Genomic DNA, 26,370 nt, shown 5'->3' with positions numbered 1-26,370 from the left:
CCTCTTCCCGGCCCTGACATTCCTGTTCTGTGAAAAAGAGAATAAACCACTTTCCATCCGTGCACCCGAATGTTCTTAATATCAAGGAGGAGATTTATGTCTGGTATCTGGGTCTGTTAAATAACATGATAAAAAACCGCGCACTTCCTGCATTGCTTTCCCTGAACATTTAAGCGGATCACCGGCACCTTGCCGATTAATACCTGTAGTGGATGTCCCCTCATGGCACAAAGCGGCCTGAACGAAGGGCTATCAGGTCTGCTATGGGCGCCCCCCCCCTACAGCTTCCATTGAAAGCATCAATCAATACGCAAAACTCCCGCTCCTGACAAACTCAACCACCTCCCCCACCAAGTCACACTGCCACCAGGACAATGTTGTTGCTCCTGCCCGGAAGAGTTGTGTTGCTGCTGCCGTAACACGATGTTAGCATTTGGCAATCAAGACGCTTAGATGTCTAAAAACTCCATTCCTGACCCCGGGAGAGGCTAAAAGGAAGATGACAGATAACCTGCAACTCACACAACTGGTCGAGACCTGCCGCTGGATAGGGGCAAAAGGCTGGGCTCCCGCCACTGGCGGCAATATGTCTGTCCGCCAGGACGACGCTTTTTGCTGGCTCAGCGAGTCGGGAAAAGATAAAGGCAACCTGACTACCGACGATTTTTTGCAGGTGGAAATCGCCACCAGTCACGCACCGTCCGGTCGCAAACCATCGGCGGAGACCGGGCTGCATACCCTGATTTATCGCCTCTTTCCCCAGGCAAACGCGGTGTTGCACGTCCACACCGTCAACGCCACGGTGCTCTCGCGCATCGTTAAAACACCGGAGCTATATATCAGCGGTTTTGAAATGCAAAAGTCGCTTAGCGGGCAGACCACCCATCTTGATACCGTCTGCGTGCCGGTGTTCGACAACGACCAGGATATCGACGCACTGGCGTCACGTATTGCGCATTACGCGCAAGCGCATTCTCTGAATTACGGTTTTCTTCTGCGCGGTCATGGCTTAACCTGCTGGGGACGCTCAGTGGAGGAGGCCCGCCGTCATCTGGAGGGGCTGGAATTTTTATTTGAATGCGAAATGCGTTTGCGACAACTGGAGAGATTATGATTCGCGCGATTGTGACGGATATTGAAGGCACCACCAGCGATATCCGTTTTGTTCACAATGTTCTGTTCCCCTATGCGCGCGAGCGGCTGGCGGCGTTTGTCACCGCCCGGCAGTATGCCGAACCGGTAAAATCAATTCTTGATAATCTGCGCAACGAGATTGCCCGGCCGGACGCCAGTACCGCAGAACTTATCGAAACGCTTTTCACCTTTATGGATGAAGATCGCAAATCGACGGCGCTAAAAGCCCTGCAAGGCATTATCTGGCACGATGGTTACGTCAATGGCGACTTTACTGGTCACCTCTACCCGGACGTTCTGCCAGCGCTGGAGAAATGGAAAGCACAAGGCATTGATCTCTATGTTTATTCCTCCGGCTCTGTCGCGGCGCAGAAACTGTTATTTGGCTATAGCGACGAAGGTGATATTACTCATCTGTTCAGCGGCTATTTTGATACCCATATCGGCGCAAAGCGAGAAACGCAGTCATACCGCAATATCGCGTCGTATATCGGCGTCGCGCCGTCGCAAATCCTGTTCCTCTCCGATGTATATCAGGAGCTGGACGCCGCTGAAGAGGCGGGTCTTCGTACCCTGCAACTGATTCGTGGCGAGGGTGATGGCGCCAGCCGCCACCACCAGGTACATCAATTCGACGACATTAACCCGGAGCAGATCCTTTCATGAGCGCATTGACTATTTATTCCGATAAAGACGCCAGCCAGCCCCAGTGGCACAGTACCGACGCCGCAGAGATCGCCCAACAGCTCAACGCGAAAGGCGTCCGCTTCGAACGCTGGGTTGCAGACCGCGACTTAGGCCAGGCCCCCTCGCCAGAAACGGTGATCACCGCCTATCAACATGCGATTGATAAGCTGGTTGCCGAGAAAGGCTATCAGAGCTGGGATGTGATCAGCCTGCGCGCCGACAATCCACAAAAAGAGGCGCTGCGTGCAAAGTTTCTCAATGAACACACCCACGGCGAAGATGAAGTGCGCTTCTTCGTTGAAGGCGCAGGACTATTTTGCCTGCACATTGGCGACCAGGTTTACCAGGTGCTGTGTGAGAAAAACGACCTGATTTCAGTGCCCACCGGTACGCCGCACTGGTTTGATATGGGCTCCGAGCCAAACTTTACCGCGATCCGTATTTTCGATAACCCGGAAGGCTGGGTGGCGCAGTTTACCGGCGATGCCATTGCGGATGCCTATCCGCGCCTGCTTTAACGATCTGGCCGGGCGACGCTATCGTACGCCAGGCCTGCTCTGCATCAGGCCGCCTCCGTCCTGAAAACTCCCTTCGCCACGTCTTCTGGCGTCACCACACCGCTATCCAGCACCCAGCCGCTAATCAGCGCTGCTGGCGTCACGTCAAACGCCGGGTTATAGACCTGCGCATTTTCCGGCGCCCACTGTACCGCGCCAAAACTGCCCGCCACGCCGGTGACTTCTCCTGCCGCGCGCTGCTCAATCGGGATTGCGTCGCCATTCGGACAGTGGGGGTCCAGCGTGGTTTGCGGCGCGGCAACGTAAAACGGAATACCGTGGAATTTCGCCAGCACCGCCAGCGAATAGGTGCCGATTTTATTCGCCACATCGCCATTTGCGGCGATACGGTCGGCCCCTACCCACACCGCGTCCACCAGCCCTTTCGCCATCAGGCTGGCAGCCATTGAGTCGGTAATCAGTTGATAGGGGACCCCCAGTTCGCCCAGTTCCCAGGCGGTGAGTCTGCCGCCCTGCAATAACGGGCGCGTTTCATCCACCCAGACGTTTTGCACGTTGCCCTGTGCATACGCGCGGGCAATCACCCCCAGCGCCGTCCCCGTGCCCGCTGTCGCCAGCCCGCCGGTGTTGCAGTGGGTCAGCAGACGGCTGCCCGGCTTCACCAGTGCACTTCCCGCACGCGCGATATCGTCACAGAGTTGTTTGTCTTCATCGATCAGACGCAGTGCTTCCGCCGCCAGCGCCGGAACAAAGTCTTCTTGCCTCAGCGCCTGCTTCATGCGATCGAGATTGTTCATCAGATTGACCGCCGTCGGGCGCGCAGCGCGCAGCGTTTCCAGCGCTATCGCCAGTTCATCCCGGCGATGGCCTGACTCCGCCAGCAGCGCCAGTAGCAGACTGGCGGAAAGACCAATCAGTGGCGCACCGCGCACGCGCAGCGCGTGAATATGCCCCACCAGCGCTTCTACCGTTGAGGCATCCAGCCAGCGTTTCTCCTGCGGAAGCGCCTGCTGATCGAGAATAAATAATTGATTATCCGCCACTCGCAGGCTGGTCGTCTGTAATGTCTGCATGTCGTTAATTCTCTGTTGCGTTGTTGTATCACATTGTGTCAGGATGAATTACAGATGTATAGACGTCTACATGTCTTTATTAGTGAAATGAGTGAGGAACAGGCAATGTCGCAATACCGTACCTTTACCGCCCTGGATGCCGTGGAATACGCCCGAACGTTTGGCGGCATCGATGATCCATCCACACTGGTAGAGGCGCAGGAGGTGGGCGACGGCAACCTTAATCTGGTGTTTAAGATTTTCGATACCACAGGCGTAAGCCGCATCGTCGTCAAACAGGCGCTGCCTTACGTGCGCTGCGTCGGCGAATCCTGGCCGCTGACGCTGGATCGCGCTCGTCTTGAAGCGCAAACGCTGGTGGCGCATTACCAGCACTGCCCGCAGCATACGGTGAAAATCCACCATTTTGACCCTGAACTGGCGGTGATGGTGATGGAAGATCTCTCCGACCATAACATCTGGCGCGGCGAACTGATTAAAGGCGCCTGGTATCCGCAGGCGGCACGCCAGCTCGGCGAATATCTGGCGCAAACGCTGTTTCATACCAGCGATTTTTATCTCCACCCGCATGACAAAAAAGCGCAGGTGGCGACATTTATTAACCCGGAGATGTGTGAGATCACCGAAGATCTGTTCTTCAACGATCCCTACCAGATCCACGAACGCAACAGCTATCCTGCGGAGATCGAAGGCGACGTCGCCGCGTTGCGCAGTGATGCTCAGCTTAAGCTGGCGGTGGCGGCGCTCAAACATCGTTTCTTCTCCCATGCCGAAGCGCTGCTGCACGGTGATATCCACAGCGGCTCGATCTTTGTCGCCGACGGTCGCCTGAAAGCCATCGACGCCGAGTTCGGCTACTTTGGGCCGATAGGCTTTGATGTGGGCACCGCCATCGGCAATCTGCTACTGAACTTCTGCGGCCTGCCGGGCCATCTGGGCATTCGCGACGCCGCCGCCGCGCGCGAGCAGCGCCTGACGGATATTCAGGAGCTGTGGAACACCTTTGCTGAACGTTTTCAGGTGCTGGCGACGGAGAAAACCCGCGACGCGGCGCTACGCGCGCCGGGCTACGCGTCGGAATTTCTGAAAAAAGTCTGGGCGGACGCCATCGGCTTTTGCGGCACCGAGCTGATTCGCCGCAGCGTCGGGCTGTCGCACGTAGCGGATATCGATACCATTCAGGATGCGGAAATGCGCCATGAATGCCTGCGCCATGCCATTACCCTCGGAAAAGCGCTGATTGTGATTGCCGACCGGATTGAGAGCGTGGAAGCACTGATCGCGCGGGTGCGGCAGTACAGCTAAGTGCGGGCCGTTTGCCCGGTGGCGCTACGCTTACCGGGCCTACGATCCGAATGCAGGCCGGGTAAGGCGAAGCCGCCACCCGGCAAATACTTACCCCAGATACTCAATCACTGATAACCCGCCGTTGTAATCCGTGCTGTAGATAATCCCCCGCGCATCGACAAACACATCGCAGGACTGGATCACCTGCGGGCGATTTGGCCGCGTATCCATCATCGTCTCAGGTGCCGCAGGCACCAGCGCGCCGGTCTCTACCGGACGATAAGGATTGGAAATATCATAAGCGCGCACCCCTGCGTTCTGGTAAGTGGCGAAAATCAGCGTCGAGCTAATAAAGCTGCCAGGGCGGTTTTCGTGCAGGTTATGCGGCCCGAAGTGCGCCCCTTTCGCCACGTAATCAGCCTCATCCGGCTGCGGGAAGGTGGCGATGCTCACCGGATTCGACGGCTCGCGGATATCAAACAGCCAGATCAGCTTTTCGCCGTCTTCCTGATTGTCGAGCACCGCTTCGTCCAGCACCACCAGCAGATCGCGGTCCGGCAGCGGCAGCGCAGTGTGTGTGCCGCCGCCAAACGGCGGGCTCCAGTTGCGATGGCTAATCAGTTTCGGCTGCGTGCGATCTTTCACGTCCAGCAGCGTCAGACCACCGTCACGCCAGCTACCGTAGGCGGTATCGCCAGCGATAATCGCGTGATGCAGCGCATAGCGTTTGCCCTCCGGCCAGTCTGGCGTCTCTCCCGCCGCCTGATTCATCCCTGGCAACCACCAGCGCCCGGCCACCTCTGGCTTACGCGGATCGGCCAGATCGATGGTCAGGAAGATGTAGTCAGTGAAACCGTCGATCAGCGCCGAGACGTAGGCCCAGCGTCCGCCGACGTACCAGATGCGGTGAATGCCAATCCCATTCAGGGAGAGAAAACCGATTTCACGCGGTTTATCCGGCGTGGAAATATCAAACACGCGCAGCCCTGCGCTCCAGCCCCGGTCCTGCACATCGCTGACCGTCTCACCGACCTGCCGCGTGTAGTAGACCTTTTCATCAGCAAAGCGGGCATCGGCGAACAAATCGCGGGCGTTAATCACCAGCAGCAGATCGTCATGCGCCTGCAAATGCACGTTCCAGGTGCCTGGCGGTGCAGGCACATAGCCCGCCGCCCGTGGGTTTTTCGGGTCACGCACGTCAACAATCGAAAACCCCTGCGACACCATATGGCCAATATAGGCAAAACCGCGATGTACCATCAGTTGTACGCCGTCCGGGCGACCGCCCTGGTCGCTATGGCCAATCAGCCGCATATTGCGGCTATAGTCGGGGCGCGGTAATTCAGTCACCTTAATCTCCTTTTGCCAAACGGCGTAACCGCCTTATCCGGCCTACAGGGAGCGCATTGTAGGCCCGGTAAGCGCAGTGCCACCGGGCATTACGCCGGATGGCGGCGTAACCGCCTTATCCGGCCTACAGAGAGCACATTGTAGGCCCGGTAAGCGCAGCGCCAGCGGGCATTACGCCGGATGGCGGCGTAACCGCCTTATCCGGCCTACAGAGAGCATTTTGTAGGCCCGGTAAGCGCAGTGCCACCGGGCATTACACCGGATGGCGGCGTAACCGCCTTATCCGGCCTACAGGGAGCGCATTGTAGGCCCGGTAAGCGCAGCGCCAGCGGGCATTATTTATTCTTCGCTTCAAGCGTCGCAAACCACGGCGCGATAAAGTCTTCCGTCTGGCCCCAGCCCGGAATGATTTTGCCTAATGAGGCGACGTTAACCGCCCCCGGCTGCGCTGCCAGCAGCGCCTGCGGAATGGCTGCGGCTTTAAAATCGTAAGTGGCAGGCGTAGGTTCACCGGCAATCTTATTGGCAATCAGCCGCACGTTAGTGGCGCCAATCAGTTTCGGGTCAACGGCCACGCTCACCTTCCACGGGCTGCCCGCCTCGCGCATCAGTTGCAAATCCTGGTTGGAGATGTCGATGCTGTAGAGCTTAATCTCAGTGCGGCCATTCTCTTTCAGCGCTTTGTACGCCCCCTGGCTAAAGGCGTCCCAGGTCCCCCAGATAGCGTCGATTTTCCCTTTCGGGTATTTCGTCAGCACCGCGCCCACTTTGTTGGCGGTATCGCCCTGCACGTCGGAAGAGACCGCGCCGATAGACTCCAGCTCTTTAATCCCCGGATTGTCCTTCAGCATTTGCTGATAAGCCGCCTGGCGGCGCTCCATCGGCGGGAAACCGGCGACCCATAGCTTGATAATATTGGCTTTACCGTTGAAATCTTTTACCAGTTGCCCGAAGGAGAGATGGGTCAGCGAGGCGTCATCCTGCTGAGTTACCGTCACGCCCGGGATCTCACCGTTGACGGCGGTATCAAACACCGCCACTTTGATCCCGGCATCTACCGCTTTCTTCACCAGCGCGGTGGAGTACGGATCGCGCCCCTGAGAGAGAATAATGCCGTCATACTTCTGGCTGATCGCCTGGTTAACGAAATCCTGGAATTTCGCGTCGTCGCCGTTGCTTAAAAAGGTGCTGACCTTAAAGCCGAGCTTTTTCCCCTCCTGAATCGCGCCCGCAACGAACTGGGTCGTGTTGTCATCAGAGCCAAGGTTGCGGATCACCGCAATGCGAACCGGGCCATTATGCCCGGCAATGGCCGCTGGCACCGGCGCAGGCGTTGCCGCATAGCCCGGCAGCGAACTCAGTAATCCCAGCGCCAACAAAGAAAGTACAGTTTTTTTCATTATCGTTTCCCGTTGTGTTGTTAACGTTTTTGTATGTAGGTGATCGCCAGCGCCGCCGCCAGCACCAGCCCTTTTATAATGTCCATTGCGTAATAGGGCACCGAGAGCATCACCAGCCCGTTGGAGAGCACGCCAAGGATCACCGCCCCCACCAGCGTGCCAAGCGCGTTCGGTTTGCCGGAACCGGCCAGCGAAAAGCCGATCCACGCCGCCGCGACGGCATCCATCAAATAGCCTCCCCCGGCGTTAACCTGTGAAGAGCCAATACGCGAAGCCAGCAGGATGCCCCCTAACCCCGCCAGCAGTGAGGCAATAACGTAGGCCGCCACTTTATAGCGGGTGGTGCGAATACCGGAGAGACGCGCCGCTTCTGGGTTGCCGCCAATGGCGTACATCCGTCGCCCGTGGGTGGTCAGCGACAGCGCGAGCTGCGCCGCCAGCGTTACGACCAGCATCACGACAACAATAGTCGGCACCTGCCCCAGCGCGCCGAATGCCGCCGGAATAAGCCCCTCAGCCATTTCACCGCTCGGCAGCACCATGTTTTCAGTAATAGAGCCGCCGTAGCTGTAGGTCATCGCCACCCCCTGAATCACAAACAGGCTGGCAAGCGTGGCGAGCATGTCGGGAATACGCAGCACCACAATCAGAAAAGCGTTGAACAGCCCCACCAGCGTACAGAGCGCCAGGGTAATGACAATCGCCCCGGTGGTGCCAAAGCCGTGCCAGACGAACAGCGAAATCACCAGTGCGTTCGCCAGCGACGCGGTTGAGCCAACGGAAAGATCAAAGCCGCCGACGGTAAGCGAGATGGAGACGCCAATCGCAATCACCGTGACGATCGCAATAGAGCGCAGGATGTTGATGATATTGAAGGGATCGAGGAAGTTATCCGACGCGACGCCAAAAATGGCGATCAGCGCGACAACCGTCAGCAGCATGCCCCACTTATAGAGAAAATCGAAAATCTGCTGGCGGCCAGACGCCGCTGCATTGACTGAAAGGGCCTTACTCACAACGCCGTTCCTCCGGTTGAATAATAAAGTAGTGTCTCTTCGCGGGCCTGCGCGCCCTCCACTTCCGCCACGATGCGCCCGTCCCACAACACGCAGATGCGGTCGCACAGCCCCACCAGTTCGGCGAACTCACCGGAGGCGTAAATCACCCCTTTGCCTTCCCGCGCCAGGCCGTCGATCAGCGCAAACAGATCGGTTTTGGCTTTCACGTCCACGCCTTTGGTCGGCTCGTCGAAAATCAGCACGCGGGCGTCGCCGCGCAGCCATTTGCCGATCGCCACTTTCTGCTGGTTGCCGCCGGAAAGCCGACGCAACACTTGCCCCGGCCCGCGAGCGCGCACGCCAACGCGGGCAATCACCGCTTCCGCCCAGCGCCATGCCTGACGATGACCAAACAAGCTCCAGCGCGAGAAACGGTTATCGGCGGCGACCGCCAGGTTCATGGCGACGGACTCATCAATAAAAATGCCCTCTTTGCGCCGCTCCTCCGGCACCAGCGCCAGCCCGCGCGTCACCGAATCAACCGGGTCGCGCGGCGTCCACGGCTGATGATTGAGTTCGCCGCGTTCAACGCGGCTTTTCGACGCGCCGAACAGCGCCTTGCACAGCTCGGTTTTCCCGGCTCCCGCCAGCCCGGCGATGCCGAGAATTTCACCTTTACGCAGGTGCAAACTGATATTTTTCAGCAGCCGTTCATCGTGCAGCCCTTCCACGCGCAGCAGCGTTTCATCAGCATGCGGCGGGCGTTTTGGCGGATAGATATCGTTTAACTCATGACCCAGCATCTTCTCGACGATGGCGTCAGCGCTCAGTTCCGCCATCGGCCCGGACTCAATCAACTTGCCATCGCGCAGTACGGTTAAGGTGTCGCAAATGGCCTTTAGCTCATGAATGCGATGGGAGATAAACACCACGCCGATCCCCTGTTGTTGCAGGCGTTTCACCACGGCAAACAGCCGTTCGCTTTCATGCTGATCGAGCGGCGCGGTGGGTTCATCGAGGATCAGAAAACGACAGTGGTGCGAGAGCGCGCGGGCCAGCAGGATCTGCTGCTTTTCGGCGAGCGTGCAACCATCGATGACCCGGCGCACATCCAGATGAACATCAAGCTGGGCCAGCGCGTCACGCGCCTGCTGGCGAATAGCGCGCCAGCGGTAGCGGTGTCCCGGCTGCGCCAGCTGATCGAGCATAATATTTTCCGCAATACTCAACCCCGGGATCAGCGCAACATCCACCTCCTGCTGCACCAGATGAATGCCCAGCCGTTTGGCGTCCAGCGGTTCGCGTATCGGCACCGGCTGGTTATTAATTGCAATTTCCCCTTCGTAATGGTCGTGCGTGCCGCAGAGCACCGCCATCAGCGTGGATTTCCCCGCACCGTTCGCCCCCGTCAGCGCGTGCACGGAACCGCCCGTCAGGGTGAAATCAACGCGGGAGAGCGCCTGAAAGCCGGAAAAGGCCAGGCTGATACCGCGCATGTCGAGGCGACTGGAGAGCATCCGCTGTAAATCCTTTCTGATAATCATTTGATTTACGAAATTTTTCACAGCTCTCCCTGACTGACAACGACATAAAAAGCATAAGATAAAGCAAAATATTATTAGCCATCCAGATGTCTATAAATGACATCGGGTTAGCCCATCACAGAGGGATCGCATCATGAGTAAGAATACTGACCACAACGCGGCAACGGGCTTCGCGGGTGGACTAAAACCCATCAAGGAAAGCGGGCATTTATCAGCCCCAATAAATCAGCTCTTTTTTATCTTTTAGATTTAGTTTAAGTCGATATATATCAATTCCAGTTTATCAACCTGCATTTATGTGTTTCATATTTATGACACACCAGGTTTATTAAAAATAAAAATTCATTTGAAGTGCTTTCATATAAATGATGATTAGTAGAGAATGTAACACCTCAGATAAAACCGCCATTTACTATTATTTACCTGATGCACAATGGGTGAAATTTGCATTTCATATAAATAGCGTCATGGAGTTTTCATGAAAAACAACATAGCTGTCACGCAAAAAGAATATTTGCTTAACAATAAAACAACGTTATTATCAACCACAGATAAAGACAGTCATATTACCTATGCTAACTCTGCATTTATCGACGCCAGCGGATTTAATGAAACGCAGTTAATGGGTAAACCACATAATATTATTCGCCACCCGGACATGCCCTCTGCCGCTTTCGCTGACATGTGGCACACGATACTGCAAGGCGATAGCTGGACCGGGCTGGTCAAAAACCGGCGACAAAACGGCGATCATTACTGGGTACGCGCAAATGTTACCCCTGTCTGGCAAAATGAAAAATTAATGGGGTATATTTCAGTACGCACCGTGCCTTCCCGGGATGAAGTTTCGCACAGCGAACAGCTTTATCAGAAAATAAACAATAATGGAATTAAAGGGTTTCGACTTTTTAAAGGCATAATTATCCGTCGCGGAGCGCTGTCCTGGCTTTCGATGTTTAAATGGCTGTCGGTTAGCCAACGCGTCAATTATGCTTTAGCCATCACCAGTCTGGCAGCCCTGTTATTTATTTTCTTACCTGTTCCTCCTGCTATTCAGGGGGGCAGCATCGTCGTGTTATTTTTGCTCCTGGCTATTTACCTTAAGGTTCAAATTTGTCAGCCGGTTAATACGCTGCTGGTGCAGATGGAAAAAGTGGTTTCGGGCCGTAAACCTGATAATTGCCATTTGCAGCGAGTGGACGAAATAGGGATGCTCATGCGACTGGTGAATCAATCGGGGCTTAATCTACGCTCCCTGGTTGATGATGTCAGCACGCAAATATCCGGTATTCAGGCTATCAGCCAGCGCGTGTCTCAGGAAGGCACAGCCCTACAGAGCCGCTCAGAAGAGACATCTGCCGACCTGCAACAAACCGCCGCAGCCATTGAAGAGATCGGTAGCGCTGTACAACAAACCGCGGATACCGCAGCCCAGACAATGACGATGGCCGACAGTACCAGCGCCAATGCGACTGAAGGCGGCCATATCATGAAGCAAACCATCACCATGATGCAGGCTATCTCGCGCGATAACAGTCAAATCGTGGACATTATCGGCGTCATTGACAGTATTGCTTTTCAGACCAACATCCTGGCGCTGAATGCAGCGGTCGAAGCGGCCCGCGCCGGTGAATCCGGGCGCGGATTTGCAGTCGTTGCCGCAGAGGTGCGTAACCTCGCCCAGCATTCTGCGTCTGCGGCAAAAGAGATCAAACAGCTTATCGAGAAAAACGTCACCAACGTCAATACGGGAGTGCAAATGGTCGAGCAGACGGAAACACACCTTACCGGAATGATCGATGACGTGTTGCAGATGTCTACCATGATCAAAGAGATAAGCCTGGCGACGCGGGAACAAACTTTAGCGCTCGAACAGATCAACAATTCAATTTCACGAATTGGTTCCATGACGGACAACAATGCGGAAATGGTGGAGCAGGTGACGGATGCCGCAGGGGATTTAACGGGACGCGCGTCACGGCTGCAACAGGCCGTACAGGTTTTTGGCGCCTCACGATAGCAGCGAAAAGTAAAAAGCCCTCAGCATACGCCAGGGGCTTTTTTATTTACCGCGTTCTCAACGCGCAGGGTAATCGCGGTTAATCCATGCGTGATCGTCTTCCCAGGTGAAAATCCATTTGCGCACCGGGCCTGCCATCACATTCAGGTAATAACTGTCATACCCGGCCATTGTCGCCACCGGGTGATAGCCTTTCGGCACCATCACGACGTCGCGATTGTAGACCGCCATACACTCATCGAGCGAGCGATCGTCAGTGTATACCCGCTGCATACAAAATCCCTGTTCCGGGTTGAGGCGATGGTAATACGTCTCCTCAAGAAGGGTCTCGTAAGGCGGATTATCAGTGTCGTGCTTGTGGCTCGGGTACGAACTGGTACAGCCTTCGTGAGTCCACACTTCCACCACCAGCAGACTATCGGCGGGTTTATCTTCCGGCAGAATGTTGTGTACATAGCGCTGGTTATGCCCCTTGCCCCTTGCCTCGCCGTCGATATCCTGCGGCGCAATCAGGCGGGTGGGATACGTTCCCTTGCCCGGCGCGGCGCATACCGCCAGCTCCAGCTTCGTTAACGCCTGTACCTGTACCGTTTCTCCGGGCGTAACGTATACCGCCCACGGCTTAATACGCTCGAACGGGCTCATCCGCTCGCCAATCTCTGAAAACTGCGCGGTTGGCGTGGTGACAGACGCCCTCCCCGCCACCAGCACCAGACAGCGCTCTTCAGCAACGGCGGGAAGATGCAACTGCTGCCCTTCTTCAAGCTCAAACGCGTCAAAACCGACGTAGCCCCAGCCTGCCCGCTCCGGGGTGACGGACTGGGTACGTCCCTGCGCGTCAGGCTGTTGCCAGCGTGACAGTAAACGTGACATAGCGCCTCCTCAGATAAGACCGGCATCCCGCGCCAGGCGGCTCAGGTTGTTATATCCCAGCCGCGCGTAAGTCAGCGGATGGGCAATCGCCGGGTCCTGCTCCGCCTCTACCACCAGCCAGCCCTGATAATCGTGATCTTTCAGCAGTCGCATAATCGGCGGGTAATCCACGCAGCCGTCGCCCGGTACGGTAAAGACGCCGCTGAGCACCGCATCCAGAAAGCTGGTTTTACGGTTTTTCACATCCGCCAGCACGTCGGCGCGCACGTCTTTACAGTGCACATGATTAATACGGCTCGCCCAGCGTTGCGCCACCGCCAGCGGATCGGCACCTGCGAAGGTCAAATGTCCGGTATCCAGCAGCAGCCCCACCTCATCACCGGTATGGGTCATCAGATTGTCCACATCCTCAGCGGACTCAATCACCGTCCCCATATGGTGATGATAAGCAATCTGCACCCCCTGCTGCTGTGTATAGCGGGCGAACGCGGTGAGCTTCTCGCCATACGCCGCCCAGCGCGCCTGCGGGAATCGCGGACGCAGGTGAACCGGCGTCTGCTGCTCGCCGTGAATGCAATGGCTCACCTCAGCGAAAACCATCACTTTCGCCCCCAGCTCGCGCAATAACGTCAAATGCGCCTGCGCCGCCGCAATCTCTTCTTCTACACTCCTCTCCAGCAGGCGACCGGAATACCACCCGGACACCAGCTTCAGATCGTGGCGTTGCAGGATTGGCCCCAGCAGACGCGCCTCGCGTGGGAATTTATTACCGAGTTCAAAGCCCGCAAAACCGGCCTCTTTACCTTCGCTCAGACAGGTATCCAGCGGCGTTTCCGCGCCAAGAGAGGGCAAATCATCATTGGTCCATGTCAGCGGATTAATGCCTAATTGCACAGCCATAATGTTCTCCTAAAGTTATGCCTGCCCGCGCTCGCGCCACCAGGCGATCAGTTGCAGATAGTTATCTCGAATGCGCGTCACCAGTTGCGCATCGTCAATGTCATGTTTCAGCCATGCGCGGGAAGCCTCGCCAAACAGCGTGCGCCCCACCGCAAACCCCTTCACCAGCTCATGTCCGGCAGCGGCTCTGAACCCTGCGCGTAACTGTTCGGCTGGCGCATCCAGCCCAAGAATCACCACGCCACGGCAGTGCGGGTCGCGGCGTTCGATAATGTCACTCAGCGCCGTCCAGCCGTCAGAGGAGAGCGGCGGCAGTTTCCACCAGTCGGGATAAATGCCCAGGTTGTAGAAGCGGGAGATAGCCCGCAGGTAAAGCTCATCGCTGCGCGGCATACCCACAGGTAAAATCACTTCCAGCAGCAGCTCATGCCCCGACTGACAGCAGGCGTGATACACCTCGGCGATTTTCTGCTCCTGCTCCAGGCGCAGGCCGTGGGCATCTTCCGGGTGGAAAAAGACCAGGCACTTCACCACATGTTCCTGCGGCCAACTGATAAGCTGAGTGCCAATGTTGCCGTGCTCCATCTCCAGCGGCCGTGAGCCGGGAAGCTCAATCGGGCGGCCAATCCACCACCCTTCGCCGGTTATCGCATTCAGCGCATCCTGGCCAAACGTTCCGTCGCACAGCAGACCGGCTTTTCCTTCCAGCCCCGCGCTGTTCGCCGCATCGCGGCTGGCCTGTAAGATCAGCGTTTTCAGCGCCGGAATGCGCTTCAGGGAGGCGCCGCACTGTAGCGCCATCTCTTCAAGCTGACTGCGGTGATCAAACGCCATCACGCACAGTTCCGGCCAGTTCCGCCGACGCGTCGTGACGCGATGCAGATGATTAAGCCGTGGATCAAGATCCGGGCGCGGCACCTGATGCTCGCGAGAGAGGTAGTCATCCAGTTCCACCTTACTCGGCATCGCGGGCGCGCAACCGTGGCGCGAGACCACCAGCGCGCCGCAGGCGTTGGCGTAACGGCAGGCCTGCTCCCAGCCTTCATCATTGAGATAACCGCGCAGCAGCCCCGACATAAACGCATCGCCCGCGCCGAGCACATTGAGCACCTCGACGCGCACGCCGGTCACCGTCAGCCCGTCATCCAGCAATGGCGGAATCGCGTCGGTATACACCGAGCAGCCCAGCGCGCCGCGTTTACAAACCAGCGTCGCCGCGCTTACCTCACGCACCTGCGCCAGCGCCTGCACGGTATCGGTAGCGCCGCCCGCAATATGAAACTCCTCCTCGGTGCCGACGATCACATCAAACAGGTGCAACACCGCCTGCAACTGATGAGTGACCTGCTCTGCGGCAATAAAGCGCGTTTCGCCGTCGCCCAGCGAGGTCAGCCCCCACAGCACCGGACGATAGTCGATATCCAGTACCGTGCGCACGCCGTGACGGCGGGCACAGGTCAGCGCGGTCAGCACCGCGTCGCGGGTTTGCGGATGAGAAAGATGGGTCCCGGTGATGGCGAGGCAGCGGGATGAAGCGATGTACTGCTCGTCAACATCGCTGGCGGTAATCGCCATATCCGCGCAGTTATCGCGATAAAAAATCAGTGGAAAGGTGTCCCGGTCTTTAATGCCGAGTAGCACCAGCGCCGTCAGGCGTTCTTTATCCGTTATCAGATGGCTGGTATCGCAGCCAACATGGTTAAGTTCTTCGCGCAAAAAGCGCCCCATATGTTCGTCGCCCACTCTTGCCAGCATCGACGAACGCAGCCCCTGGCGCGCGGCGCCGTAGGCGACATTCCCGGAGGAACCGCCGAGGTATTTGGCAAAACTTGAGACATCCTCCAGCCGTGCGCCAATCTGCTGGCTGTAGAGGTCAACCGCCACGCGGCCCATGCATATCACATCAAACTGCTTTTCCACGTTGATACCTCGTCAGACAATATCGTTCACATTCAGCCAGCGGCCTTCCTGATGCGAGAGCGCGATGGCGTCCAGCACGCGCGACACTTTCCAGCCCTCTTCAAAATCCGGCCACATCGGCGCATCGGCGGCAACGCCGTTCACCAGGTCGCGGATTTCCACCGTTTTCTGATCGTTAAAGCCGATGCCGTGCCCCGCCCCCATGCAAAACGCGGCATAGTCCGGGTGCGCGGGTCCCACCAGCAGGGTGCGAAATCCCTGGCGGTTAACCGGATCGTCATGCAGATAGAGCTTCAGCTCGGCCATTCGCTCCTGGGTAAAACTGATGGCGCCTTTGGTGCCGGTAATCACGTATGACAGCCCCATTTTGCGCCCGCAGGCCACGCGGGAGGTTTCGATCACCCCCTGCGCGCCGCTGGCGAATCGCACCATCGCATGCGCCTGATCTTCGTTTTCCACGACCACCTTCTGCGCCGATCCCGCGCTGGCCGGGCGCTCCGGCACCACAATTTTCAGGTCGCCGCAGACCTCGCGAATATCGCCGACCAGGTAGTGCGCCATATTGACGATATGCGCCGCCAGATCGCCCAGCGCCCCTAACCCCGCCGTCTCCTTAAAGCAGTGCCAGTGAATGGGGGAGAGCGGGTCGGCCATATAGTCCTCGTTGTGGGTGCCGTAGAAGTGGATCACGTCGCCTATCTCTCCTCGCGCGATGATCTCTTTCGCCAGCGCCGCCGTCGGGTTCTTCATATAGTTAAAACCCACCAGCGTTTTCACCCCGGCCTGTTTTGCGGCCTCAACCATTTCGCGGGCATCGTGAGCGTTCAGCGCCAGCGGCTTTTCCGAATAGACGTGCTTACCGTGGCGAATGGCCGCCAGCGCCATCTCTTTATGCAGATGGTTGGGCGAACAGATATCCACCACATCGATATTCGGGTCTGCCACCAGTTCACGCCAGTCGCCGGTCGAACGGCGAAACCCGAATGCCTGCGCCCGTTCCGCCGCCAGCTCCGGCGTCACCTCCGCCACCATTTCGCGCACCAGTTGGCCTTGCAGGTTGAACACCGTCGGCGCCTGGGCATAGGCAATGGCGTGCGCCTTGCCGATGTATCCCGTCCCAATCAATCCAATTCGCACTTGTTTCATTATTTATCCCTCACAGCGCGCCACGGCGGCTCTTGGCATAGGTATCAAACGCCACCGCCAGCACAATAATCAGCCCGGTAATAATTTGTTGGTAGTAGGCGGAGACGTTCATCAGCACCAGACCGTTTATCAGAATGCCCATAATGATCGAGCCGATAACGGTGCCGCCGATGCGACCATAGCCGCCCATCAGCGATGTCCCGCCAATGACCACCGAGGCGATAACGCGCAGTTCAAAGGAGATCCCGGCCACCGCCTCCGCGCTGCCCAGACGAGCGCTCAGTACAAACCCCGCCAGCCCGGCCAGACAGCCAATCACGACATACACGCTGACCAGCACACGTTTGACGTTGACCCCGGCAAGACGCGCCGCCTCCGGGTTGCCGCCAATGGCGTAGACGAAACGGCCCCAGCGCGTTTTGTGCAACGCCAGATAACCGCCGATCGCCACCAGCGCAAAAATCCAGATCGGGATGGAGATACCGAGCAGTTCGCCACGTCCCCACCAGCGGTAGCCCTGGTCAAAACCGGCAATGGGCGCGCCGTCGTTAATCACCAGCGTCAGGCCGCGCCAGATGGTCATCCCGCCAAGGGTGACAATGAACGGCGGCAGGCGCAGGCGGGTCACGCCCAGGCCATGCAGGAAGCCAATCGCCGTCCCCATCGCCAGGCAGATGCCGAGGCCAATCAGCCAGCTCATCCCGCCCCAGGCGCTCGGGTCTACCGTGGTGAAGTTGTCGCCTTTAATCACGTATGCTGCCGTCATGGCGCATACCGCCAGAATGGAGCCGACAGACAGATCGATTCCGGCAGTCAGAATGACGAACGTCATTCCCACGGCCATGATCCCGTAGATCGACACCTCGGTCAGGATGTTGAAAATATTGCGTTCTGACAGGAAGTTACTGTTCTGCGTCTGGAAAAAAATCAGCAGCAGGAACATAAAAATCAGTACCCCAAAGCGCTCGAAAAAAGCGATCGGATCGATACGTCCGCTACGTTTGGCAGGGGGTTGCGTTTTGGTCACTATCTGCGTCATGTGAAACTCCGTTATGCCGCGTTCAGGGCGTTATGGTTGATGGCCATCATCATCATGAGCCGCTCTTCGGTGGCGTCATCGCCGTGGATTTCACCGGTTACCCGGCCTTCGCTTAAGGTGATGATCCGGTCGGAAACCGCCATCACTTCGGGCAGATCGGAAGAGATCACAATCACCGCCACGCCCTGTTTCGCCATATCAAACAGCACCTGGTGCACCTCGGATTTGGTGCCCACATCGATGCCGCGCGTCGGTTCATCAACAATCAGCACCCGTGGATTGAGCGCCATGCAGCGCGCGAGGATCACTTTCTGCTGATTGCCGCCGGAGAGCTTGCGCACCTCCTGCTCGCTATTGACCATCTTGATTTGCAGCGCCTGGCGGTAAGATTCGATCAGGTCATCTTCTTTGCGGGTGTTGACGAAAAAGCGCCAGCGCAGCAGTGAAGAGAGACTGGAGAGCGACAGGTTGTCGCGAATAGACAGTCCCAGCACCGCCCCCTCTTTTTTGCGATCTTCCGGCACCAGCGCCACGCCCTGATCCAGCGCGTACATCGGGTCACGGGGGTGATACGCCGCGCCGTCCAGCGCGAACGTCCCGGAAGTAAAACCGTCAGCGCCAAAAAGACAGCGCGCCACTTCGGTACGCCCGGCGCCGACCAGCCCCGCAATCCCCAGCACCTCCCCGGCGTGAACGTGAAAGCTGATGTCGTGCAGCGCAATGCCGTGCGGGTCCAGCGGCGGCTTTTCGCGACACAGCCCTTTCACCGCAAGGCGAATCGGTTTGTCTTCATGATGGGTTTCGCTGGGGGGGCGACGATTAAAGGCCACGTCTCGTCCCACCATCAGGCGGATCAGCTGTTCCACGTTGGTTTCCGCGACCGCGCCGCTGCCGGTAAAGCGGCCATCCTGAAACACGGTAAAACGATCGCAGAGCTGGAAAACTTCATGCAGGCGATGGGTGACATAAATAATGCTCACGCCCCGACCTTTAAGTTCCCGCACGACGCGGTGCAGGCTTTCCACTTCGCTGTCGCTCAGCGCGGCGGAAGGTTCATCCATAATGATGAGCTTCGCGTTCAGGGTCAGCGCGCGGGCGATCTCCACCATTTGCTGCTGCGCCACGCTCAGGCGGGCAACCGGCGTGGTCGGCGCGACATTCAGTTGCAGATAGTCCAGCACCACCTGCGCCTCCTGGTTCACGGCCTTCGCATCGACAATCACATTACGTTTACGCGGCTCGCGTCCGAGAAACATATTTTCCGCAACGGTCATGTTGGGCAGCAGATTAAATTCCTGATAGATGGTAATGATGCCTTTGTTTTGCCGCTCAACCGGCGAATCCTCCACCGGCAGCGTTTCGCCATTGAACCAGATGTCCCCACGGGTCTGCGGCTGCGCCCCTGCCAGCGCTTTCAGCAGCGTGGACTTCCCCGCGCCGTTCTCGCCAAGCAGCGCATGAATCTCCCCCGTCCCGACGGTCAGTTGTACGTTGCTCAACGCCCAGACGCCGGAAAAGCTCTTTGCCAGATCGGTAACGTTCAGTAAGGGTTGCAACATCGGTCTGCTCCTCCTTTAATGCGAGCCGCCGCAGCGACGGCGGCTCCGGGCAAATCAGTTACCGGCTTCGCCGATACGCTCGGCCTGTTGCAGGTTCTCTTTAGTGATTAACGTCGGCGGATAATCCGCACCGGTGATGGCTTTCTTCTCACGCACGTTCGCAACCAGCTGGCTCATCGCCGTCTGTACCGCGAACCCCGGACGCTGATCCGCCGTCGCCGCCATCCAGCCGTCGCGCACCCGCGCCAGCGCTTCCGGCACCGCGTCAAATCCTGTCACCAGAATTTCGCCCGGTTTCACCCCCTGCCCCTGCAACGCTTCAATCGCGCCCAGCGCCATATCATCGTTGGCGGAGAGGATGACCTGCGGACGTTTTTTCAACGACGGCAGCACGCTTTCAACAATGCGCATTCCTTCCGAACGCATCCAGTTACCGGTCTGGTCAGCAACAATGCGGTACGTATCGCCCCCCGCCTTCAGGCTGTCGCGAATGCCTTTGGTGCGTTCAATATTGGAAGAAGAACCCGGCTGGCCGGTCAGCAGCACAATGTCTGCGCCGTCAGGAAATTTGCTTTTGACAAAGTCGCCAATGGCCTGGCCGCCCTTGTAGTTGTTCGCGCCAAAATGCGGAACCTGCTTCTGGCTATCGACGGAGCGATCGAGCGTCACCACCGGCAGCTTAGCGTCCTGAATCTCATCCACCGCGCTGGAAACTGCGTTGACATCATTCGGGGAGACGATGAATCCCTGGGCGCCACGGGTGATAGCGTTTTCCAGATCGGCAACCTGCTTCGGCGAACTTCCCTGCCCGTCCAGAACCTGTAGGCTGACGCCCATCTCTTTCGCGGCTTTCACCGCCGTGCGCTGCATGTGAACTTCAAACGGCATTGCCAGATTCGGCGTGCTGAAAACAATTTGTTCGTTCTCGGCCATTGCCGCCCCGGCTGTCATGGCGATGAAGGCGGCTAAAATCAGCTTTTTCATTGTTATGTCTCTCTGTGTAGGGTGTGTTGTTATGGAAAATCAGAGGAGAACTTCACGCTGGCTGTGCAATGACTCCAGCGCTTTATCAGCCAGATACAGCGCACGCTCGCCGTCATCACCGCTGCACTCCGGCACTGCCTCGCCGCGCAAGATGGCGACAAAGTGCTCCCACTCGGCGGCATAGGCAGCCTGATAACGTTGCAGGAAGAAATGCTCAGGCAGCGCGCTGGTGCAGCCGTTCTGGCCAAAGTGCTGCACCTGGTTTTCGAGAATATTGCCCGCCGTAAGCAGACCTTCGGAACCGTGCAGTTCCAGACGCTGGTCATAGCCATAAGACGAGCGACGGCTGTTAACGATGGTCGCCAGCGCGCCGGAGGCATACTTGAGCACGATAAACGCGGTGTCGATATCGCCTGCCGCGCCAATTGCCGGATCGACCAGATTGCTTCCCTGGGCGTAGACCGAAACAGGCTCTTCCCCCATGATGAAACGCGCCATATCGAAATCGTGGATGGTCATATCGCGGAACATCCCGCCGGAGACGCGCACATATTCCGCAGGCGGCGGAGAAGGATCGCGGGAGATAATCAGCAATGATTCCGGCTTGCCGATGCGCCCGCTCTGCGCCTCGGTTTTAACGCGGCGGAACTGTGGGTCGAAACGACGGTTAAAACCGATAAACAGCGGCACGTCGAACTCTTTGACCACTTTCAGGCAGTCGCGCACGCAGGCAAGATCAAGATGTACGGGCTTTTCACAGAAAATGGCTTTGCCGTGGCGGGCAGCCAGTTCAATCAAATCGGCGTGGGTATCCGTGGCGGAGGCAATCAGCACGGCATGAACATCAGGATCGGTCATCGCCTCATCAAGACTTTGCTGACGGGCCTGATATTGCGTAGCCAGGCGGGAGGCAAAGGTCTCGTTCGGATCAACGACAGACCACAGGGTAGTCTCTTTGTGGGTTGCGATGTTAGCGGCATGTACCTGACCAATTCGGCCAGCTCCCAGTAAAGCAATGTTAAACATAACGGCTCCCGGTGTTGGTGAATGCGGTGAACTAACGACCCCTTAAATAAAACATTTATTTCATTTTTATAAATAGTGAAAATTATGTTTTTGCGCGCAAGTTAACATTCTTGTGATGATTGAGGTAAATTTTGTTATCAATCTCACAACACAACGATGGAGAAGATGCAGAAATTGGCCCCCTTTCATTCAGAAAGAGGGCGAGGAATGAAAAAACAGGAAAAATGAAATGAAAATTTCGTTGTCGCAGGTTGCCGGATGGCGGCGCGAACGCCTTATCCGGCCTACGGGTTAGCGCCATCCGGCATTACTCACTCAATACTGACGCGCCTTTTTCACCTGATCGAACGTCTGCTCGGCGGCTTTTCGCACCGACGGTGAATCGGCCACCTGCGCATCGCCGGTGCGCCACCATGAAGCGTAATCGTGAGTCATCGTTTTTGGCAGCACTTTAATATCCAGCAGCGTCGGCCCCGGATGCGCGCGCGCCGCCTCCAGCGCCGTCAGCAGGCTCTGCTCATCATGTACCCGCCACGCCCGGCAGCCGTAGCTTTGCGCATTTTGGGCGAAATCAACCGCCACCAGCGGGCCGTCCAGCTGGCCGGATTGTGGTTGACGGGCGCGATTCTCGGTGCCAAAACTGCCCATCCCATGCCCCATTTGCAGGTTATTGATGCAGCCAAACCCGCCGTTATCAAACAGCAGGATGGTGATTTTTATCCCCTCCTGCACCGCCGTTTGCAGCTCGGAATGCAGCATCATGTACGAACCGTCGCCCACCATCGCATAGACCGGCAGCTGCGGCTTCGCGAGTTTCGCCCCAAGCGCGGCCGCAATTTCATACCCCATACAGGAATAGCCGTACTCCAGGTGGTAGCTGTCGGGCGTTTTCACCTGCCAGAGACGCTGCAAATCACCCGGCAACGATCCCGCCGCGCCGACCACAATGGCGTCATCCTCAATGTGCTGGTTGATAATCCCCAGAACGCGAGTCTGAGTCAGCCGCGTGTTCAGCGCTTCACTGTATTCCGCCAGTTGCGCATCAAGGTGCCCGGCAATTTCCGGCGCGTCATCCGGGCGCCACTGGCGAGACCACAGCCGGCGGCACTCCTCGTCCCAGGCCGATTTCACCTGCGCCACCTCGTCTCCCCAGCCGCTGCGATAATCCTGAAGCCCTTCCGTCAGCGCCGTCAGACCGGCGCGGGCATCGGCCACCAGCGCCGTGGCGTCCAGTTTGAGGGCGTCGAACTCGGCGACATTCAGCAGGAGAAATTCTACGTCCGGGTGTGCAAACAGCGCTTTCGAACCGGTGGTGAAATCGGTCAGACGCGTGCCGACGCCGATAACCAGATCGGCCTGTGGCGCCAGCTGGTTTGCCGCCAGCCCGCCGGTAACGCCAATACCGCCCAGATTCAGCGGATGGTCGCTGACCAGCGCGCCTTTCCCGGCCTGCGTTTCCGCAAACGGCAGGTGCAGGTTTTCCACAAACTGACGAAACGCGTCGTGCGCGCCGGAATAACGCACCCCGCCGCCGCAAACCACCAGCGGGCGGCGTTTACGGGCAATCAGCGCCCGCGCCTGCGCCAGCCGGTGTGGGTCCGGCGGTCGTCTTTCAATATGGTGAACGCGACGGGCAAAGAAACTCTGCGGGTAATCCCAGGCTTCGCCCTGCACATCCTGCGGTAAACAGATCGTCACCGCGCCGGTATCAGCCGGATCGGTCAGGGTGCGCATGGCGTTAAGCATCGCGCTCATCAACTGTTCCGGGCGGTTGATACGATCCCAGTAGCGCGAAACCGGGCGAAAGCAGTCGTTGGTGCTGATACTGAGATCGTGGTACTGCTCGATTTGCTGTAATACCGGGTCCGGCTGGCGGCTGGCGTAGATATCGCCCGGCAACAGCAGCAGCGGAATACGGTTCGCCGTCGCCGTGGCCGCCGCCGTCACCATATTGGCCGCGCCGGGTCCTACCGAAGAGGTGACGGCGTAAATGCGCTGGCGACGGTGCTGTTTCGCGAACCCTGTCGCCATGTGCGCCATTCCCTGTTCATTACAGCCCTGATGCACCCGCAAGTGCCCGGCGTCCTGCTCCAGCGCCTGCCCGATGCCGAGTACGTTGCCGTGGCCGAAGATGGTCGCCACGCCTTCGATGAACGGCATCTCCTGCCCGTCTACATCGACGTACTGTTGGTTGAGAAACTTGACCAGCGCCTGCGCCATGGTCATACGTACGGTTGTCATAAGTCCCTCCGTCAGCCCAGCGTTGGCATGGAGAACGCGGCGCCGCTATCCTGCTGCATCTCCGGCCAGCGGGCGGTAACGGTTTTCATGCGGGTATAAAAACGCACGCCGTCATTACCATGAACGTTAAGCGGACCAAAAATAGACCGTTTCCAGCCGCCGAAGCTGTGGAACGCCATCGGCACCGGAATCGGCACATTAACGCCGACCATCCCGGCCTGCACCTCTTCACAGAAACGACGCGCGCAGCCGCCATCGCGGGTAAAGATCGCCGTCCCGTTGCCATATTCGTGGCGATTAATCAGATCCACCGCGCTGGCGTAATCCTTCACCCGCACCACGGAGAGTACCGGGCCAAAGATCTCTTCTTTGTAAATCGTCATCTCAGGCGTGACGTTATCAAACAAGGTCGGCCCGACGAAAAAGCCCTGCTCGTGGCGCTTCACGCTAAAGCCGCGACCATCCACCCGCAGCCGCGCGCCCTGCGCCTCGCCGCTGTCGATATAGCCCAGCACTTTACTGCGATGTGCGGCGGAGATCAGCGGCCCCATCTCATTTTCCGGCGTTTGATCAAGCCCCGGCCCAACGCGTAACGCGGCGATCTGCGTTTCCAGCCGCGCGCAAAGTTCGTCCGCCGTGTTATCCCCCACCGCCAGCACCACGGAGAGCGCCATACAGCGCTCGCCCGCCGCACCATACGCCGCGCCCATAATCGCATTGGTTGCCATATTCATGTCGGCGTCCGGCATCAGAATGCAGTGGTTTTTCGCCCCGCCCAACGCCTGACAGCGTTTGCCGTGCGCCGACGCCGTCTGATAAATATATTCTGCAATCGGCGTCGAGCCGACAAAACTGACGGCCTGAATGCGCGGATCGGTCAGCAGAACATCCACCGCTTCTTTATCGCCCTGCACAACGTTAAAAACGCCATCCGGCAGACCGGCCTCTTTCAGCAGTTTTGCCAGCGCAAGCGGCAGCGAGGGATCTTTTTCCGACGGCTTAAGCACAAAGGTATTGCCGGTAGCCAGCGCGATGGGGAACATCCACATCGGCACCATCGCCGGGAAGTTGAACGGGGTGATCCCGGCGCACACGCCCAGAGGCTGCATCAGTGAATGGCTGTCAACACCGGTGCCGACATTCGCCGAATGTTCGCCTTTTTGCAGGTGTGGAATGCCGCAGGCAAACTCGACCACTTCCAGACCGCGCGTCAGTTCGCCCACCGCATCAGAATACACTTTGCCATGTTCTTCACTGACCAGCCGGGCGAGCGAATCCATGTTCTGCTCCAGCAGCGCTTTAAAACGAAACAGCACTCGCGCGCGTTTCAGCGGCGACTGCCTTGACCAGGCGGCAAACGCCTGCTGCGCAGCGGCAATGGCTCGCTCCGTTTCCTGCGCCGTGCTCATCACCACCTGACGAATTTGCTCGCCCGTGGCGGGGTTGAAGATCGCCTGAATGCGCTGGCCTGAGCCTGTAACACATTCGCCGTGAATAAAATTCGCTACCGTCTCCATCCTGAACCTCTCGCTGTTAATACGTGACTGTTACCCGAACACTGTATATGAAACAAACGTTCTATTTTAAGTTGAAATAAAATAAATATTGATTATTGTGATCAGGAATGGATTTTTATGTTAACAGGCTGCATCGCCGGGCCGGATGTATCGCTAACATTTAAAATGTACGGTTTTGCGTTTAGAATCAGAAAACTAAGTATGGGGGATAACATGACGACAGCATCCAGTCTGAGCGAGCTACAGCAGCAAATTCGCGACCGTTACGATAGTCTCAGTAAACGATTGCAGCAGGTGTCCCGCTATGTGCTGGATAACACTAACAGCGTAGCGTTCGATACCGTCGCCGTCATAGCCGAGCGGGCGGACGTACCGCCATCGACGCTTATCCGTTTCGCCAACGCGTTTGACTTCACCGGTTTCAACGAAATGAAACAACTGTTTCGTATGAACCTGGTGGAAGAAACGGCCAGCTACAGCGATCGCGCGCGGCTGTTCAGAGAGATGGAGAGCGAATCCGTACCGGAAACGCCGTTAGACATCCTGCAAGAATTTGCCCGTTCGAATGCTCAGGCGCTGCAACAGCTGGCGTCGCGTACCGATCCCGACATGCTGCAACGCGCCGTTCAATTACTGGCGGAGGCCGACACGATTTATATCGCTGGCCTGCGGCGCTCCTTTAGCGTGGCCGCCTATCTGACTTACGCGCTCAGCCACCTTGAATGCCGCCCAATACTGCTTGATGGCATGGGGGGGATGCTGCGAGAGCAAATCAGCCGAATCAAGAGTCGCGATATCGTTATCTCCATCAGCTTTTCCCCTTACGCAGAAGAGACGGTCATGGTCAGCGAAACCGCAGCCAGCGTCGGCGCAAAGCAAATTGTCATTACCGACAGTCAGATAAGCCCACTGGCGACCTTCAGCGATCTCTGCTTTGTAGTCAAAGAGGCGCAGGTAGACGCTTTTCGCTCACAATCCGCGACGCTTTGTCTGGTGCAGTCATTGGTTGTCGCTCTGGCTTACAGGCAGGGAAACAGCCATAAATAATCGTTAAGGCGTGGACGAAGATAATATTGCTTAAAATAGCGTTATTTTTTGATCATGCGTTAATTCAAAATGCCCCTTTACAGGGGCACAAACGCAACGTTTTTTCG

21 protein-coding genes are annotated in these 26,370 nt (G+C 57.5%); 6 read left to right on the top strand and 15 right to left on the bottom strand.

All coding sequences use genetic code 11. The features are described from left to right. The first annotated feature begins 499 nt into the window (after positions 1 to 499). From OGX80_RS15925 to OGX80_RS15915, 3 genes are read left to right on the top strand one after another with little or no spacing between them, the layout of a single operon-like run. A complete protein-coding gene (locus OGX80_RS15925; RefSeq protein ID WP_115181263.1) occupies positions 500 to 1,114 on the top strand; it encodes a methylthioribulose 1-phosphate dehydratase in 615 nt (204 codons plus the stop codon). Next, positions 1,111 to 1,800: an acireductone synthase gene (mtnC, locus tag OGX80_RS15920; protein ID WP_012134736.1), complete on the top strand. Its 690-nt coding sequence runs from the start codon at positions 1,111 to 1,113 to the stop codon at positions 1,798 to 1,800. The genes OGX80_RS15925 and mtnC overlap by 4 nt, the downstream gene beginning before the upstream one ends. Continuing rightward, a complete protein-coding gene (locus OGX80_RS15915; protein WP_115181262.1) occupies positions 1,797 to 2,339 on the top strand; it encodes a 1,2-dihydroxy-3-keto-5-methylthiopentene dioxygenase in 543 nt (180 codons plus the stop codon). The genes mtnC and OGX80_RS15915 overlap by 4 nt, the downstream gene beginning before the upstream one ends. Before the next feature lie 44 nt (positions 2,340 to 2,383). Here OGX80_RS15915 and mtnA read toward each other — a convergent pair whose 3' ends face one another. Beyond that, on the bottom strand, positions 2,384 to 3,412 hold the full coding sequence (gene mtnA / locus OGX80_RS15910; RefSeq protein WP_012134738.1) for an S-methyl-5-thioribose-1-phosphate isomerase: 1,029 nt from the start codon (positions 3,410 to 3,412) through the stop codon (positions 2,384 to 2,386). A 105-nt stretch (positions 3,413 to 3,517) separates the two neighbouring features. Between mtnA and mtnK the strand changes: the two genes are divergently transcribed. Further along, positions 3,518 to 4,717, top strand: a complete 1,200-nt coding sequence (gene mtnK / locus OGX80_RS15905; RefSeq protein WP_115625831.1) for an S-methyl-5-thioribose kinase — start codon at positions 3,518 to 3,520, stop codon at positions 4,715 to 4,717. A 90-nt stretch (positions 4,718 to 4,807) separates the two neighbouring features. On the opposite strand, the gene OGX80_RS15900 is transcribed toward mtnK, so the two are convergent. From OGX80_RS15900 to OGX80_RS15885, 4 genes are all read right to left on the bottom strand, one after another. Beyond that, a complete protein-coding gene (locus tag OGX80_RS15900) occupies positions 4,808 to 6,049 on the bottom strand; it encodes an LVIVD repeat-containing protein (protein WP_115181260.1) in 1,242 nt (413 codons plus the stop codon). 335 nt (positions 6,050 to 6,384) lie between these two features. Further along, entirely contained in the window at positions 6,385 to 7,449 is a 1,065-nt protein-coding gene (locus tag OGX80_RS15895) for a sugar ABC transporter substrate-binding protein (RefSeq protein ID WP_115181259.1), read from the bottom strand. 20 nt (positions 7,450 to 7,469) lie between these two features. Next, positions 7,470 to 8,465, bottom strand: coding sequence for an ABC transporter permease (locus tag OGX80_RS15890; protein WP_047461798.1), 996 nt, complete (start codon positions 8,463 to 8,465; stop codon positions 7,470 to 7,472). Next, on the bottom strand, positions 8,462 to 9,964 hold the full coding sequence (locus OGX80_RS15885) for a sugar ABC transporter ATP-binding protein (protein WP_024130870.1): 1,503 nt from the start codon (positions 9,962 to 9,964) through the stop codon (positions 8,462 to 8,464). The genes OGX80_RS15890 and OGX80_RS15885 overlap by 4 nt, the downstream gene beginning before the upstream one ends. A gap of 505 nt (positions 9,965 to 10,469) precedes the next feature. On the opposite strand from OGX80_RS15885, the gene OGX80_RS15880 reads away from it, so the two are divergent. Then, a complete protein-coding gene (locus tag OGX80_RS15880) occupies positions 10,470 to 12,011 on the top strand; it encodes a methyl-accepting chemotaxis protein (RefSeq protein WP_115181257.1) in 1,542 nt (513 codons plus the stop codon). Between the two features lie 57 nt (positions 12,012 to 12,068). Here the strand turns inward: OGX80_RS15880 and iolB are convergent, their stop codons facing one another. The 10 genes from iolB to OGX80_RS15830 all read right to left on the bottom strand — a co-directional run bounded on the left by iolB (position 12,069) and on the right by OGX80_RS15830 (position 25,216). Continuing rightward, a complete protein-coding gene (gene iolB, locus OGX80_RS15875; protein ID WP_047461795.1) occupies positions 12,069 to 12,884 on the bottom strand; it encodes a 5-deoxy-glucuronate isomerase in 816 nt (271 codons plus the stop codon). Positions 12,885 to 12,893: 9 nt separating this feature from the next. Beyond that, the gene (gene iolE, locus OGX80_RS15870) at positions 12,894 to 13,784 is read right to left on the bottom strand and encodes a myo-inosose-2 dehydratase (protein ID WP_115181256.1); all 891 of its coding nucleotides are present in this window, start codon (positions 13,782 to 13,784) and stop codon (positions 12,894 to 12,896) included. Between the two features lie 15 nt (positions 13,785 to 13,799). Then, a complete protein-coding gene (locus OGX80_RS15865) occupies positions 13,800 to 15,704 on the bottom strand; it encodes a bifunctional 5-dehydro-2-deoxygluconokinase/5-dehydro-2-deoxyphosphogluconate aldolase (protein ID WP_115181255.1) in 1,905 nt (634 codons plus the stop codon). Between the two features lie 12 nt (positions 15,705 to 15,716). After that, positions 15,717 to 16,850, bottom strand: coding sequence for a Gfo/Idh/MocA family protein (locus tag OGX80_RS15860; protein WP_115181254.1), 1,134 nt, complete (start codon positions 16,848 to 16,850; stop codon positions 15,717 to 15,719). Between the two features lie 10 nt (positions 16,851 to 16,860). Then, complete coding sequence (locus OGX80_RS15855) at positions 16,861 to 17,889, bottom strand: ABC transporter permease (protein ID WP_012134752.1); 1,029 nt, start codon at positions 17,887 to 17,889, stop codon at positions 16,861 to 16,863. Between the two features lie 11 nt (positions 17,890 to 17,900). Continuing rightward, positions 17,901 to 19,448, bottom strand: coding sequence for a sugar ABC transporter ATP-binding protein (locus OGX80_RS15850; RefSeq protein ID WP_115181253.1), 1,548 nt, complete (start codon positions 19,446 to 19,448; stop codon positions 17,901 to 17,903). 54 nt (positions 19,449 to 19,502) lie between these two features. Then, complete coding sequence (locus tag OGX80_RS15845) at positions 19,503 to 20,432, bottom strand: substrate-binding domain-containing protein (protein WP_012134754.1); 930 nt, start codon at positions 20,430 to 20,432, stop codon at positions 19,503 to 19,505. 39 nt (positions 20,433 to 20,471) lie between these two features. After that, the gene (iolG, locus tag OGX80_RS15840) at positions 20,472 to 21,458 is read right to left on the bottom strand and encodes an inositol 2-dehydrogenase (RefSeq protein ID WP_115181252.1); all 987 of its coding nucleotides are present in this window, start codon (positions 21,456 to 21,458) and stop codon (positions 20,472 to 20,474) included. Positions 21,459 to 21,773: 315 nt separating this feature from the next. Beyond that, positions 21,774 to 23,699, bottom strand: a complete 1,926-nt coding sequence (iolD, locus tag OGX80_RS15835; protein WP_115181251.1) for a 3D-(3,5/4)-trihydroxycyclohexane-1,2-dione acylhydrolase (decyclizing) — start codon at positions 23,697 to 23,699, stop codon at positions 21,774 to 21,776. A gap of 11 nt (positions 23,700 to 23,710) precedes the next feature. Continuing rightward, complete coding sequence (locus tag OGX80_RS15830; RefSeq protein ID WP_115181250.1) at positions 23,711 to 25,216, bottom strand: CoA-acylating methylmalonate-semialdehyde dehydrogenase; 1,506 nt, start codon at positions 25,214 to 25,216, stop codon at positions 23,711 to 23,713. Positions 25,217 to 25,429: 213 nt separating this feature from the next. Here OGX80_RS15830 and OGX80_RS15825 point away from each other — a divergent pair, with 213 nt between their 5' ends. Further along, a complete protein-coding gene (locus OGX80_RS15825) occupies positions 25,430 to 26,263 on the top strand; it encodes a MurR/RpiR family transcriptional regulator (protein ID WP_047463948.1) in 834 nt (277 codons plus the stop codon). Positions 26,264 to 26,370: the final 107 nt, after the last annotated feature.

This window comes from Citrobacter sp. CK194, assembly GCF_030333395.1.
Classification (GTDB): Bacteria; Pseudomonadota; Gammaproteobacteria; order Enterobacterales; family Enterobacteriaceae; genus Citrobacter_B; species Citrobacter_B koseri.
This window is presented reverse-complemented; position numbering and strand designations above follow the sequence as displayed.